Source organism: Micromonospora sp. KC721, from assembly GCF_004348355.1.
GTDB lineage: Bacteria > Actinomycetota > Actinomycetes > Mycobacteriales > Micromonosporaceae > Micromonospora.
The window spans coordinates 33,316-47,843 of record NZ_SMJY01000022.1 but is presented as its reverse complement, the minus strand read 5'-3'; the positions used below and the strand labels follow the sequence as shown (position 1 = coordinate 47,843).

Here is a 14,528-nt window from a genome sequence, read left to right as displayed (position 1 = left end):
CCTCAGCACCGCCCGAACAACACAGCGCGTGGGAACAGGACCGTAAACGCCAGTCCTCGCAACGGATCGCGGTCGAGCACACCATCGCAGAGCTGAAATGGTGGCGCGTCCTGCAACGCTTCACCGGTCGCCGCGAGTTGCTGCCCGAAACCATCGCCGCCATCGCCAGCCTCGTTTCCGACAAGTCGGCCGGTCTGACCTGGTGAAACACGCAGACTCAACCCATCAACTACTGCGCACAAGGTCGTAAGCAGATCGACGCACTGTCGCGACAGACGCGCCATGGCGAAACCGTCAAGGACCGTGGAGGACTCAGGCGGGCAGCATGGCCTGTGCCGGCGTCAGCCAGTCGGCGCGTATGTGTTGCTGGGTCTGCTCGGTGACGCCCCAGTGACCGCCGTAGGGCATCGTGTCTGCGGGGAAGACGTGCGACGCCAGGGGGTTGTCGAACCGGGTGATTCGCGGCCGGTAGGGGCCGCCGGGGAACCACTCGTGCACCGAGAAGACAGCCGAGACCCGCTGGTGCTTGCCGGCGGTGCGGTCCCGGCCGGTGCCGAAGAACCCGTCACCCTTACGGATCATGGCTCCGCTCGAGATCTGGATTGCTGACGTGCCGGTCAAGGCCTCGTGAACCTCCCGGATGTCGCACATGCTGTCACGGATGCCAGCCACGAGCGCGAACGGTTTGTCGCGTAGCTCGTACTTCACGGCCTTGTGCTCGAGCCGACCCCGTAGCCTGGCTGCGGAATCGACAAGACCACCGATTGCCGCGCCATTGACCACGATGTCGTCGTCGGCGCAGATGCGGTAGCCGGCGGGCAGCGCAAGGAAACGGACGTCGATGTCGACGGCTGCGCTGCGGTACATCGTCCCGGGCACACCATGCTCGACGGGCAACGCGGCCGGGTCTCCGCGCAGCTGGGCGATCGTCTTGTCGATCCAGGCGACGAGCGGGCGCATCCGCAGGGCGCGGTCCCACCGGCGGATCTCCACCATGATCGAGTGAGTGGTAAGCGTCAGTCGGGCGTTCAGGTCATCGACCAGCACGGCGTGGCGGCGCTGTTCCGCGGTCCAGTCCTCGCGCAGCGTCAGTGTCAGGACCTCCACCGCCCCCACGTACGAGCCGTCGGACGTGTAAAGGCGAAAGTCGGGACGCGTACCTGTGCCCTCCTCGTAGCTCACCTGGTACCGGCGAGACAGCAGGTCGTGCACGAGCAGCTCGTCGAGCGCGCTGTATAGCCGCGTGTCGTCCGGCGCCCGCAGCTCGGCGTGCAGCCGTCCATCACGGTCCGGGAAGCGCGAGTACATCTCGTTGATGATGCGCCGCCCGTGTGCGGCCTCCGGCCGGGTGCACTCCAAGAACCAATTCACCGTCGGCTCCGCCGGGCTGATTCCACGCTCTCGAGTGATACGCGGATCTTCGAACACCCTGCCCATCATGGCCGCGACCCTAGTGGCCGATCGCTCTGCCGACCAAGCCAAATTTACGGCGCGTCGCCTGCGGGGACGCTAGCCATCTAGACAGCGGCTCGCGTGACTCATAACAGCTGAGGACCTGAACGCCAATATCGGTTACCTTCCTATGCGCCTCGGTGCTCACGATGAGAAGCATGGGCAAGCCGGGCACAGGCACCAGGGAGAGGAGGAGGTGCGCAGCGAGGGCGTCACCCTTGCTTCCAGGCGGTCCACGAGACAACCCATTCCCGTACCGGCCGGACTGCGGGCGGTTGTTCTCGCCCCAGGAGCACTGTTTCGACAGCTTCGACGGCTACCCGCTGTTCAGCCTCGCGGTCGCCGAGTGACTCGCACGCCACCATCAGCCGGTCGTCGTGTACGAAGGTCCGACACGGCTGGCCTATCTGCTGCTTGATCAGTAATCGAATGGCTTTGCGCAGTGCAGAAAGTTGGTCGCCGGGCACCTGCGGCACCTCTGCGTACCCGTGCTGCCGCACCAGGTCGACGACCAGTTGCGCCACGACTGGCACCCGCTCGTCGACCGCGGGAGCCGGGAACAGACGGTCCATCAGCGCCAGACACCGTCGACACGTTGGCACGAACGCCGGCTGGCGGTACCGGCTGACGGGTCCGCCGTCACCGCCGGCCATCACCAACCAAGCCCGACCGCACATCGTCGTCTGCGCCCAGACCGGTTCCTGAAGCGCGGCGAGGTCGTATCGTCGCTTGACCAGTTCCCAGTCATTGTCCGCCTGGTAGAAGTGTGCGTCGGACAGGGCGCCGCGGCCTGCTTCAGGCGGGTTGTTACGGCGTACGAGGTGAACGGCCTCACCTCCACTGACCTGGGCGAGGAGAAGCTGCGACGTTCCGACCGTGATGACGTTCGGTCCGTGTAGCCCTTCATGCATGCCAGCATCCCTCACGTCAGGAGGTGTATCGGACAGATGTACCAGTAACGGAGGCATCCTGCCAGACAGCAGCAGCCCCGGGTGGGGCTGTCGACGCAGATGCGGTCGCGCTACGGCCGTTTGTCGGGATCGAGGGCGTGGATGAGATGTCCGATCCTTTGCTGGTCGGGTGCCGGCCAGTACAGGTAGCGCGGACCGAGGAAGCAATGGAAAGCGCCGCAGGTCAACAGCTCATCGAACAGGTCAGCTGGCGTCGCGACAAGCAGACCAAACGGCTGCAACGCGTCCGTGGCTTTGAGGATCCCGACGTCGCGCGTCAAGAAGACGTTCGCGCCGACCTGGAGCGCATCGTGCACCAGCCGGCGGTCGTTCCCGGATGGAACAGCCGTCAAGGCACGCCTCATCTCCCGATCGGGCAGGATCAGCAGCACTTCGCGGGAGGGGCGCTCCTCCAGGTCCCCCCATCCCAAGAGGTGTAGCGCGGCGGTGAACTCCTCGAAGGCAAGCAGCCGCTGCCCACGACGCTCCTGGGACAGGTCTTCTTCGCATCGTCGACGGACGCCGCGAGCATGATGAAGCGAATGTCCCGAACTGCCCACAGGGCAAGAACAAGTTGCAGCGATTCCAGGTCTGTCGCGTAATCCTCGCCGGACACAAGATTAACGACGTTGTCGTCCGCCCAGAGTCGATGCCCGCACGTGAAGTAATCGATCAACGGACTGGTGTCCCAGGCGACATGCAGGGGACCTCGCCCTCGTCGTCCCGCAAAGAGCCGCACATTTTCCTCGTACACGAAGTGCAGGCCCTCAGGAGGAGCAAACACTGCGGCTCGCTCCAGCATCCGCGTCACCTCGTCAGCGCCGAAGGAGGCCCGGAGCCGTCGGGCCATCTCGTTAGCCAGGTGGAAGCCCCACCTTTCGTCGTCGCGGTACGCGGCGGTGGCATCGACGTTGAGCAACAGCAACTCATCGTCTCAAGCGCCCATCGCCAATCCAAGCCACTGACGTGCAGGCCGTAGGCGTGTGGGCAGTCGCGACGTTGTGTCGTCATGACACGACCTACCCGAGTCCTTGAGCAACTCGTTCGTCCGCTCATCCCTGCTACCTCGCCCGCGCGGTCGAGCCCACGCCCGATGCCGATGCCAGCGCTACCCGCCCCCGTTTACCCGCCGGCAATCACCGACGCCTCCGGGCTGCTGCTGTGGATGGCTCTCCCCGCTCGCTGCGGCCGGGTGAGCGCCCAGCACCTCCTGCACGAGATGGGCTGGGTGCCGGGACATCGCCTCGACATCCAGCTGTGCCACGGCATGCTCGTCATCACCTCCGGGCGGGACGACTGGTACCAGGTGGGCAGCCGAGGCGAACTGCCCTTGCCGGCGAGCGCCCGGCAGATGTGCCGGATCGAGCCCGGCCAGCCTGTGCTCCTGGCCGCCTTCATCACGCATGACTTGCTCGTCGTGCATCCCGTCAGCACCGTCGCCCGCCTCCTTACCGACCTGCACCACCAGATCTCAGGAGGCGACAGTGACCGCTGACCCGTCTGCTGTCGCCGCCGCACACCAGGTTCTGGCCCACCTGGGCGTCACCGTGGCCGACCTCCAAGCCCACCCCAGCGCCCGGGCCGCCTTACCCACGGTCGCGGAGTACCTACCGCGCGTTCTCGCCGCAGCCGGGCCTGGAGCACGCCGCACGTACGGCACCTACTGGGAACGAATGGCCGCTATGTGGCCCGACCGACCGTTGGACGGCGTCGCCGCCAGCGACATCGAGGCCTTGAAACAACTGATGATGGCCAGCGCGGTATCGCGGCGCAACAGCCGCAACGGCCGGCACGCCGGCGAGCACGTCGTCGCCGCCGCCCGCGCCTTCTACACCCGGGCCATCGCCGATGGCCTGATCGACGCCTCCGCCCGCCCCGCCCACCGGGTCGCGAAACCCCGCCGCCTGCCCAGCACCCGCCGCGCCCTGACCCCACACGAGCTGGAAGAAATCAATATCGAGGCTCGTACCAGCGGCAACGACGTCATCCTCGACGCACTGGTCCTACGCCTGCACACCGAAACCGCCTGCCGCCGCGGCGGCGCACTGGCCCTGCGCCTGGTCGACCTGGACACCATCAACGGACTCGTCCGCCTGACCGAGAAAGGCGCCACCATCCGGTGGCAACCGATCACCCTCGACCTCGCCGAACACCTGTACGAGCACGCCCGCGCCCGCGGCGCGGTCCTGCTCACCGACCCACTGCTGCGCAACCGTGCCGGCCAACCGATCACGAGCCGCCGCTACGACCACCTGTGGAAACGCCTCGGCGAGCGCCTGCCGTGGGTCGCCGTGCACGGCGTATCCACACACTGGCTACGCCACACCACGCTCACCTGGGTGGAACGCCACTTCGGCTACGGCATCGCCCGCGCCTACGCCGGCCATACCGACAGCCCCGGATCCTCCACCACCACCTACATCAAAGCTGACCTGCACAACGTGGCCAACGCGCTGTCGGCCATGACCGGTCAACCTCATCCGCTGGCCCGCCTAGCGGACCACGCCGACCGGTGGTCGCAGGCGAGCGGCGCCGTCTCACCGACGCCCGAGTAAGGAGCGGGTAGCCGCGTGCGGTGCTCCGGGTGAGGCGGCTCCGGGGCGCACCGCACGCGGCGCGGCCCCGCGACTGACGCCCTACCCTGGTCGCGGCAGCTGCCCTGTGAGCCGTCCACGCTTGGAGCTATTCGGCGGTTTCCCAGGCCAGCGCGTGGGGTCGTTGCCCGCCGCTGGTCAGGAACTGTCGTGCCGCATGCCGGGCGGTCGCGTTGGTGACGCGGGTGCGTTCGGGCCACGCATCAAGCTGCTTGACTCGCACCCGGGCGGGCCAGGGATCGGTTCCACCGCGAGCGACCCTAGAGTGTGCAGGTGGCCGCGCACCGTAGCGATGCTGTCCCGGGTGCCCCGGGGCGTGAGATCGCCCGCGAACAGATCGTCCGTCCGCCAGCGTCTTTTCCGCTGCCGCCCACCGGCGTCAACGGCAAGTATCTGCCGTTACTGGACCGCGGGGGGACCGGGTTCGAGGGATTCGGGCTGGAGGCCGTCGAACGGCTGGACGCGCTCCGCGACGCCCGGATCTATGGCGGCTCGGGGGACACCCAGGATGGGGTCGACGTGTACGGCACTCGCCACGATGGCACCCGCGCTGTTTATCAAATGCGATGCCGCGACGAGAGACTTACGGCCGCCAAGCTACGCAAAGCCGTTCGGGACTACTTTGATCAGGACGAGCCGCCGTTCGACGCGTGCCACTTCGAGTTGTGCTGGGCCGGCGACGTGAACGACGTCGCCGTGGATAAAGAGTTGGCGGCCCTTCGCGCCGCCTACCCAGGCCGCACAATTTCACTGCGGGACCGACGCAAGTTCACCAGTGATCTGATTCAGCACCGGGACGTTACTCTGCGATGGTTTGGCGAACACGTCGTCGCGGCCGTGTACGGCGCCCACCCTCACGCTCCGACGCTGATCGCGGCCCAGGACACGGACGCATTCCTTCGCGGGCCTCTGGAGGGCATGTACCTGACGCAGCGAGTCAACGCCGCCGAACGCCTGAGGAACACGAGTCCGCGCGAGGCCGCCGCCATGTTGAGGGATATCGCCCAGCGGTTGGCGGCGAAGGGCTTCGCACCACACGCCGCGCAGTACCTTACGGAGGCTCGTTCACTCCTGCTTGCCGCCAGCGACGTGGCAGCCGTATACGAAGAGTGCTTGGTGTCGCTGGAGCACCACATTGACTCTGGCCACGCGTCCTCATCATCCCCGGACCTCAACCTAATGCTGTCGGCCCGCTCCGTCCTGACGGCAGGGCAGCTTCGGGCACCTTTCGCTCGCCACGCCGCCAGCGCACCGTCCAGCCCGTCACCGATATGGGCAGTGACCGATCCACGTATTCAGCGATCCATAGCCTTCTTGGCCCTCGACGCCGCCCTCGACGAGCCGGGCGAGGCGCTGACGAGGGCAGCCGAGGCCACCGAACTGCTCGTCATGTCCGACGGGGGCCCGACTAGCGCAGCAGTCGCCGCACTGCGGAGGCTGGCAGAGATCGCGCTCATCAACGCCGACACCATGGTGCTGGGACGGGTCGTACGGATGGCTCAGCAGGTTCTGCCACGCTTGCTGCCCGCGGCCGACGCCGTCGATGCGGAGGACCGCGTGCGGCTGCGCCTCGCGGTGGCGGATGTGACCGGCCAGTACGACGACCTTGTAACGGAAGCGCGATCAGGAACCATTACCCCGCAGTTGAGCGCGGTCGTGCACGCCCGGTACGCGCGATGGCTGATGTGGCTGAGCAAACCGAACGAGGCCAACGCTCAATGGCTTGAGGCGGTCAAAGGCGCCGGTCTCGCCCAGCTCGGAGAAGACGTTCAGGACTACCTGTGGGCATTGCGGGGGCTGCACGCCAGCTTCGGCAACGGACTCACCTTCGAGGTCATGGAGTACGGGCAGCGCGCAAGGGCCGTCGCCCGCGAAGGCCGGGCGCTCTTCGTGGGCTCCCGAACCGAGACGAACGCCCTGCAGCAGTTGCGCGCCTTCCAGCATCCGATCCGCCGCTTTCGCCCGGGGGCCAGAGTCGTTCGCCACGCCCTTCGTCAGCAACTGCTCGAATCATGGGTGCGAGGTGACCTGGCGGGAGAGCAGGAGGCGCACACCAACCTGGCCGACTTCCACAGGACCACCTCCGAATTCGCTGATGCGCTGCGCCACGCCGTAGCAGCCGGCGAGGTCGAGATGGCGATCGCGGCAGCCAGGGAGCTCGGTGCCGACGCGGCGGGCTGCCTGAATGATCCGCCGCTGGCCCCATGGGCGATCAGGGCAGCGCTGGCAGCGTTCAGTGTCGTCGCCGATATCGTGCCTGCGGACAGGTCCGGCTCGTATGTACCGTGGATACTCACCCGGCTTGAGGTCGCGCCCGCCTCCGGTTGGACCGACAACGGCATTCGCGAGACCGCCATCGGTGCCCTGTCCAACCTGGCTTTCGCGCTTCGAGGTGACAACATCGCGGAGGTGACGGACGCGCTCACTCCGTACCTCAACCATCTGGTGTCCCAGCTGTCAATGCGTCGAGCGATCAAAACCATTGCCAGGATGCTGCGGGCGAACCCTGGGCACCCTGCGCCCTCGCAGGCGCTAACCGCCGCCATTCGGGACATGCCAGAACCGGGCCATACCGCGCTCCTGTGGGAAGCCGGGCCCGCCCTGCACCGGTTGAGAGACGTCTTGGAGGTTCAGGCCAGCGACCCCAATCAAACCGTTCGGGCTGGCGCCGTTGAGCTCCTTGCTCGGATGCAGATATCTCACCCCGCTGTGAACGAGCAGGCGGTGCGCGCCGTCGAGGAGGTGCATCAGGCTCCTACCGGCCCTCGCGTCACGACCGACGAGTCCGGTGGGACGACGCACGAATCCAGCGGCCACTTCGGTCATGCCCTGTCAGTGGAGGACCGGGACAGGCTCGCCGACAAGCTCATCGAGATCGCTTCGGACGGTTTCACCGCAGAAGACCACCGCGCGGCGGCCATGATTGCGGTGACAGATCTTGCTCCTGCACTTGACGAAGGCAAGCGGCAGGAGGTTTTCGACAAGGCGTGGCTGTTGATCGGCGGGCTGGCCCCCGGCGATCTGGACCTGGGCATCTTCCGTGGTCGACTTGAGGATGCCGTGTTTGGGGCGGTAGGACAGTTGGCTGTCAGGCAGGACCAGGTCCAACGCGTCCACGCCTTGGCTCTCAGTCGCCTAGCGAAACGGAACGGCGTCCAGGGTCTGCGCCACTTCATCGACATCGATCCTGGCGGCACCGACGCGATCCGTGTCCTGGCACAGCACGAGAGCCCGGCAGCGCGGCAGATGGCGGCCGTCCTTTGGTCGCGTAATCCGGTGAACCGCAATCTCGGTGCAGACCTCGCGGCTGACGCCTCCTCCGAGGTACGTAGGCAGTTGGCGAATGCGCTTGGCCGGATCGGGCAGTACGACGCCGCTCTGCGGGACCAGTTGGCTGCGCAGCTGCAGGCGGACTGCAGCGCTCAGATCCGTCAGATCGTCAAGGAGACGATGATCCTGCGAGCGGACGGCTGATCACCCCGATGCGCGAGTGAGGAATCGACGGCGTCCGGGGAACCAGTGCATGATTTGCGCCTGAGTCCTGGGCGTACAAAGCTCGGCTGGTTGGCCTTGACCGCGACACGTACGCGTCCCTGCCGGCAGCGGCCACAGCGCGGGCGGGAGCGACCTGCGCATGCAACGCGTCCGCGACGCTCACTACCCCCGTCAGGCCACCCAGTCGTGCGTTGACGTGCTCCAGCAGCGGCCGTCAGAGCTTCCAAGTCCGTCGAGCCTCGCCATCACTGGCGCTTCGGCCAACTGACGTCGAGCACGTAGACGCTCACGTCGAACTGCGGCGCCACCTCCGCGGCCCAGCGCCGCATGTCGTCGAGGAGCTTCTGCTTGTCGGCATACTTTCGCGATCCGGAGGTCCGTTGTTCGGGAGGAAGCCAGTACACGAGGTAGATGCCGTGCCGTTGGCTGGTCGCTGCGAGGTATCGCCGCACGAGCTGATCTTGTAGTGCGGTGGGCACCTCGTCGTTGGTGACCAGCTTCGCCTCGATGATCGCTTCGGCGACTTCAACGGGTGTTGTGTTGGTCGGGGCTCCTGCGGTCAGGTCGATCCGTGTGCCGGAGCCCTTGACCGCGATGCGTTCGACTTGGGGCTCCCGGGTGAGGAGGACGCGGTTTCGGCCGAGTTGGTCGGTCAGGCGGCGTCGCAACCAGTCGGTGATGTCGTCCTCGCTGCCGAGGTTTTTGCCGTTCGGTGACCACAGGTCGCGGAAGCCGTTGTTGCGCGAGATTTCATGCTGCAGGTCGTCGAGGTGGTTCAGCAGGGCGAGGATTAGGTCGCCGGAGTTGCGGATGAGCCGTAGGTCCGAGCGGCCGAGCAGGTCGAGCAGGCCGGTCGGGTCGAGGTGGGCCTGGGCATTGTCGGCCGCGATCTGGCGGGCCTGACGCAGGTGGTGCTGGATGAGCGCCTGCGCTTGCCGCGGCTGCCCGTCGGCTAGCACCTTGAGTTCCGCAGCGAGGCCGCGCATGGCCAGCATCTCGACTGCGTAGTTGCACATGCGGGCTTCCCGCTGCGCCGGGCTGTCGAACGAACCCTCATCTTCCCGCGTGTTGGTGAACGGCAGCCGACCGAGCAGGAGGCGGGCCAGGCCGGCCAGCCGGTCGTCGTCGACCGTGTCCAATGGCAGAGTCTCAACGAGTTCCAGGAATCCGCCGGGCGGCGTCGACTCGCTCAACAGACGGTCGATCGTGCCGCGAGTGTCGATGTGGGCGAGGTGCCGGTTCGCGGCGCGGGACAGCTGGGAGTCATCTCCGTTCGCCACCGACCGGGCCGCGACAGCGGCCAAGTGCGGGTCATGTTCGATCAGGAAGGCGAGAACGTCGGCGTTCTGGTCGTCGGGATAGCGGCGCTGCGGCAGGATGGCGGTCAGGTCGGGCACCAGGTCCTGGGCGAAGTACTTGTAGAGGGGTGTGCGCCGCCATTCGGTGCGGCTGTCGAGCGAAGTTCGCACCGCGATACGGATTTCGGCCTTCGCCTCGGCGGGCGCGAGGTCGACAAGGTCCCCGAGCAGGTCGATGTCGGCGAAGGCCCAGGCGTTCGCTATGGCGGGCGCCCACCTCGCCCACGTCGTCTGCGGGAGGTCGCCGAGGCGCTCCGGCGCATGGCGGGCTAGCGTCGTCAGCAGGTAGACCCCGGACCAGTCGCGGATGGCATCGAGTCCGATCTCGGCTTTGCCCAACCACAGGTCCGGGTTGGGTGGATGCTCAACGAGGTATTCGAGGCCCCGGTCAAGGACCTCTCGCTGCTCGTCGTTCGTCAGCAGCGACCAGCCCTGGCGAGCGCCGAGGTCGCAGAAGAACAACGGCTCCAACTTGTCGCCCAGCACCAGAGCCATCGGGATGGCGGCCCACGCGGCGAGGTCTTGACGGGCAGCCGAGATGGCCGCTCGGAGTGCGGTAGCGTCGGGCCGGTCCTCGGCTTCCTGCTCGTCGTGTTCTTGCTCGTCTTCTGTTGGGGCAGGCGGGGCAATTAGCCGCTGAAGGCATCGAGCCAGGACGTCGTGGCCGGTGGCTCGTTCCTCGTTGACTGCGTCCGTCAGCCAGTCGGTGTCGTCGGCGGTGACGAGACCGAGTTGGAGCAGGACGGTCCATCGGTGTTCGTCGAGTCGCGCCGCGACGGCGAGGGTGAGATGTCGACGCTGGGCGGTGTCTAGTGCCCAGTGCGCGTCGACGCGCATGTGTCCGGTCAGGTCGATGACGAGCTCGGCCAAGGGTCTCAGCACTGCGGGGTCATCGGATGCGGCTACGGCTCGTTGTGCGATCCGAACCGGCACATCGCTCGTCCATCGACGGGCCTCGGCGGATCCATAAGGCTCGAGGCTTGCACGCGCCCAGGCGAGAATCTCGGGCAGATCGGCGTTCGGAATCCTGGCCGGGAACTCCCAGAGGAATTTTCGATATGCGCCGATGAAATTGGCACGCCGCGGCCGGGTGAGGAAAGGCAGCAGCCGGGTGGTGGTCAGGTGCTGCGGGTAGAGCCCGTCAAGTAGTCCGGCCCGCAGCTCGTCGTCTGGGTCTGCGTCCGGGTTGAGTTTCAGGCCGTCGAGCAGAGCCGCCCGCTCGGGCGCTGAGCCTAGGTCGGTCACCACATCGATCGCAGGCCTGCGGACCCACGACGGAAGCCGGTCGTCGAGCGCGATCGCCAGCGCCGCAGGGGCGACCGCCGAGATTCGTCCGGCCAGGGCGAGCCGACAGATCCACCACGCCTCGAAGGGCTGGTCGACCCCGGCTGCCAGCCGGTCGGTGAGCTGCCGTGCCAGGTCGGGGTGGACGACGACCGACAGGTCCAGGGACCACCGCGGCGGCGCCTCGTGCTCCCGCGCGTCCGCGAGCAGCGCGTCCACGACCGCCGCCCGTGCGGCCGGCGGCAGGTCAACTTCGGACTCGACCAAGGCCGCTGCGTTAGCGGGTGCGACGACGTCGGCGATCTCCGGGCGCAGCGCCAGCATCCACGCCGCGACCGCGACCATCGAGCGCGGCAGTACCCCATCGGTCAGGCATAGCAGGGCCGTGACCTGGGACCGCGTGGGCGCGCGGTCCACCACGTACCTGGCGGCGAGGTAGTCAACGTACTCTTGGTGCCGGAAGGCGACGGTGTCCTGCGGCGCGGTGTCGAACAACGCGCTGCCCAGCACCTCCGCGTAGACCTCGCCCCCAACCGTGACGTCGGGGCGGTCCGGCTCCGGCCTAGTCGGTAACTCGGCGACCGCGACGGCGGCCTGACCCGCGCCGGTGCGGAACGCGAACCGGCCGACCCCACCGAACGCAGCGAAGACAGCCAGCCGGCCGGCGGTCCGGCGCCGCACGTCCGCGCCCGTCCGCAACGGCTGCCGAAGATCCTCCCGCTCGGTCAGCAGCCGCTGAACCTCCGACTCCAGGGCATCCACGCGCCGGCCCGGAAGACGACCCGTCTCCTGCCACTGCCGGGCCGCCGCAATGAAATGCAACAGCGAGGCGCTCAACCGGCTCCGGCCCGCCGCCGCTAGGGCATCCAGAAAGCCCTCGTCGACATCAAGGCAGGCGAGCAGGCGACGGGCCGCATCACGCGTCATCGGCAGCAGGCGCAGTCTCTCGACACTCTTAACGCCGTCGACAAAAGCACTCGTCCAGGCCGAAGGGCGGCACGCGAGCCGCCACTTGACCCCATCGGTCCCGGGTCTGGACATCGCCCGGTTGACCAGCCGGACAAGGGCCGGCTCGGTAAGCAGGGCCTCGTCCAAGGAATCGAGGTAAATCGGTTTCCCGCACGCGATCGCCGCACCGATCGCTCGGCCGATATCGGCGCCCCGGAGCCCGACGAGGTCGACCTCGAGGCCGTCCTCTTGCCGCCGCAGACCATCGAGTAAGACCGACTTTCCGACGCCGCCTGGCGCGAGCAGGACGAAGCTTCCCGGACGTCCGGCGAGGTCCCCGGCCGGCGTGATGCTGGCGGCAGCGCCGATGTCGAGAAAGCCGTCGCCGTCCAGCGGCGTGTGCTCCTCGTCCGCGCCTTGGACGTGGCGTTCGACTGCACCGATGGTCAACAGCCCCTCCGCTCCGCGTTGCGCATCCATCCTAGAAAGACGGCGATTGGCGCCCGAACCAAGGATGGCCTCGGCGTCGCCGCCAGCTGACTTGATCCGCCGGCTAGGGCGTTCAACCTCGGACACCACCCCATGTCAGTTGAACCAGAGCTGACCTGGCTGGCAATCTCCGTCAGGCGGAAGGAGATTCGGGCGCTGGGGGAGGCGCTGACCCCCAGAGACGAACTGAAGACGCAGCACCGGGCGGACGCTCTGGCCAGGCTGGCCGGCACGAACGACACCCGCCGCGGATCACCGCCGGATACCGGGCGTCCCACTTTGCCGCGAGGTCGTCGAACGCCGGAAGATCAGGCTGACGGCCGCCGGCGGGTCCTCCGGCTCAAGGCCGGCGAGCCGCTTGATTGTTGACATTCAAGTCCATGGCCTCGCGGTGGCGTTCTGGCACAAGTTCGTAGGCGCCAGCTCGCGCAGCACCCGAGGCAGATCTCCCTTGCCGTTGTCGTGCTAAAGGAAGAACCGGCCGGTGCGCGTACCAGCCATGAACATGCCGTAGGGGCGGATGTTAGCGGCGGGGGTGCTGTTGGATCACTATCGGGAGCAGGTGAGCGTGCGGTTCGCTGCGGAGGTGGGCGTGCAGGTCGATGAGCATCTGTTGACGCCGAGCGGTTGGCGCAGCGACGGACCACCATGGTCGGATGCAGATATTGTCGGAGGAGGCTCAACTCAGGCTCGGTGAGGTGGCGAGCCAGTGCCCGACGCGAGCACCTAACGAACACCGATCATCGGGAACTTGAGTTCGGAGACGTGTGGAAGCTGTTGCCGATGGCAAGCGGTCACCGCAAGATTTGGTTGTCAAGCTGATGTTGCACAATCATCGGCGAAACCTGATACTTCCTCGCAAGTTCCTCTATCTCACGCTCCTCGGCCCCTAGGTGAATGGATTCAACGGAAAGTTGTCCGGCGATTCCCTCGGCAGGCGCGAGCAGTTCGGCCGCGAACGCCCGCTCCACCTTCTGCAGGTCCGTGTAGGCCGTTGTAACCAAGAACCGGGATTCATTTTGCCAAAGTAGATGCCACAGCGCTCTCGCGATGGTGAATCGCCTTGCTGCCTCGGGCTGATGATTGCCTACGATGACCAACGCAGGCGTGTCGGGGTCCTTGCCACCAAGTGCCTGCAGCCCTCTCGGGGGCACTGCAATAGCGGAGGCCCGGAGAATACCTTGTAGCTCAAACGGATCCGCCGCATCGATCCCAAGAGTTCCTCGCACCCGACGCGCTTGCGCCCACCCTCTCTCCCAAGGGCGAAGGTGGGACCATTCGGGGCTCGGGGACAACTCGGATCTGAGCGCCTCTACTTGATCGGCGGCTGGGGCGGTAAGCCGCCGAATTTCCTCTTGCGCGGCAGCTACCCACTCTAGGGCTACCGAAATTTTGTCTGGCTGCACCACATCCATGAAGTCGTCAAGCAACTGATCATCCAGTTGATCTGCTGCTCGGAGAATATCTGCCTCATACTTCTCCGCTTCCGAATAGGGGTCAAGGCCTAGGCGCGCGGAAGTTAGGCAGAAGGCTGCTTCTTGCGGTTCCGTGCTCTGAATGGCCGCCCATTCAACTTGCAGTTGTGTGTCCCGGATTCCCGTCTCGGTAAGCCGCGAGACCACCACCTCAACGAAGTCGGTAAGGCGTTGCTGTAACAGAGAGCTTTCAATAACGACTTCGCCGCTGGTAAGGAATCGAATCACTTGGCTAGCGGCGTCCGGGGGGTCGGCACGCCAAACGAGGCGTGTCGTACCCCCTTCGGGAAGGATGAATAGATTGGGCCAGAGGAATCCGTCGCCTGCGCTCCGGACGTTGTGTCGCTGTCGCTGAAGATAGTGATCTGAGGCCGACCCTACATAAGAGCGGCTCTTCGACAGGGTGGACGCCGGCCTGGAGTGGGCTCTTAGGAACCACCAGTTGAAGGCGATCCACTCAGCCAGAGGGTACAAGGAGCAGTA

At 66.5% G+C, this 14,528-nt stretch carries 9 protein-coding genes and 1 pseudogene; 4 read left to right on the top strand and 6 right to left on the bottom strand.

What is annotated here, in order from left to right; translation table 11 throughout:
- Positions 1-206 (top strand): annotated as a pseudogene (locus E1182_RS30915) (hypothetical protein); the annotation flags it as partial.
- Positions 207-312: 106 nt separating this feature from the next.
- Here the strand turns inward: E1182_RS30915 and E1182_RS06690 are convergent.
- From E1182_RS06690 to E1182_RS06675, 4 genes are all read right to left on the bottom strand, one after another.
- Complete coding sequence (locus E1182_RS06690) at positions 313-1,440, bottom strand: hypothetical protein (protein WP_132262005.1); 1,128 nt, start codon at positions 1,438-1,440, stop codon at positions 313-315.
- 224 nt (positions 1,441-1,664) lie between these two features.
- A complete protein-coding gene (locus E1182_RS06685; protein WP_132262003.1) occupies positions 1,665-2,363 on the bottom strand; it encodes a hypothetical protein in 699 nt (232 codons plus the stop codon).
- A 110-nt stretch (positions 2,364-2,473) separates the two neighbouring features.
- Complete coding sequence (locus tag E1182_RS06680; protein WP_132262001.1) at positions 2,474-2,794, bottom strand: hypothetical protein; 321 nt, start codon at positions 2,792-2,794, stop codon at positions 2,474-2,476.
- A complete protein-coding gene (locus tag E1182_RS06675) occupies positions 2,785-3,327 on the bottom strand; it encodes a hypothetical protein (protein WP_207921294.1) in 543 nt (180 codons plus the stop codon). The genes E1182_RS06680 and E1182_RS06675 overlap by 10 nt, the downstream gene beginning before the upstream one ends.
- A 267-nt stretch (positions 3,328-3,594) precedes the next feature.
- On the opposite strand from E1182_RS06675, the gene E1182_RS06670 reads away from it, so the two are divergent.
- The 3 genes from E1182_RS06670 to E1182_RS30910 all read left to right on the top strand — a co-directional run bounded on the left by E1182_RS06670 (position 3,595) and on the right by E1182_RS30910 (position 8,470).
- On the top strand, positions 3,595-3,897 hold the full coding sequence (locus E1182_RS06670) for a hypothetical protein (RefSeq protein ID WP_243706068.1): 303 nt from the start codon (positions 3,595-3,597) through the stop codon (positions 3,895-3,897).
- Positions 3,887-4,957 (top strand): site-specific integrase, encoded by a 1,071-nt coding sequence (locus E1182_RS06665; RefSeq protein ID WP_243706067.1) that lies wholly within the window; start codon positions 3,887-3,889, stop codon positions 4,955-4,957. Before E1182_RS06670 ends, E1182_RS06665 begins: the two co-directional genes overlap by 11 nt.
- Before the next feature lie 312 nt (positions 4,958-5,269).
- Entirely contained in the window at positions 5,270-8,470 is a 3,201-nt protein-coding gene (locus E1182_RS30910) for a hypothetical protein (RefSeq protein WP_165942534.1), read from the top strand.
- Between the two features lie 266 nt (positions 8,471-8,736).
- Here E1182_RS30910 and E1182_RS06650 read toward each other — a convergent pair whose 3' ends face one another.
- Both E1182_RS06650 and E1182_RS06645 read right to left on the bottom strand, forming a co-directional pair.
- A complete protein-coding gene (locus tag E1182_RS06650) occupies positions 8,737-12,657 on the bottom strand; it encodes a hypothetical protein (RefSeq protein ID WP_132261991.1) in 3,921 nt (1,306 codons plus the stop codon).
- A gap of 707 nt (positions 12,658-13,364) precedes the next feature.
- On the bottom strand, positions 13,365-14,273 hold the full coding sequence (locus tag E1182_RS06645; protein WP_165942533.1) for an ImmA/IrrE family metallo-endopeptidase: 909 nt from the start codon (positions 14,271-14,273) through the stop codon (positions 13,365-13,367).
- Positions 14,274-14,528: the final 255 nt, after the last annotated feature.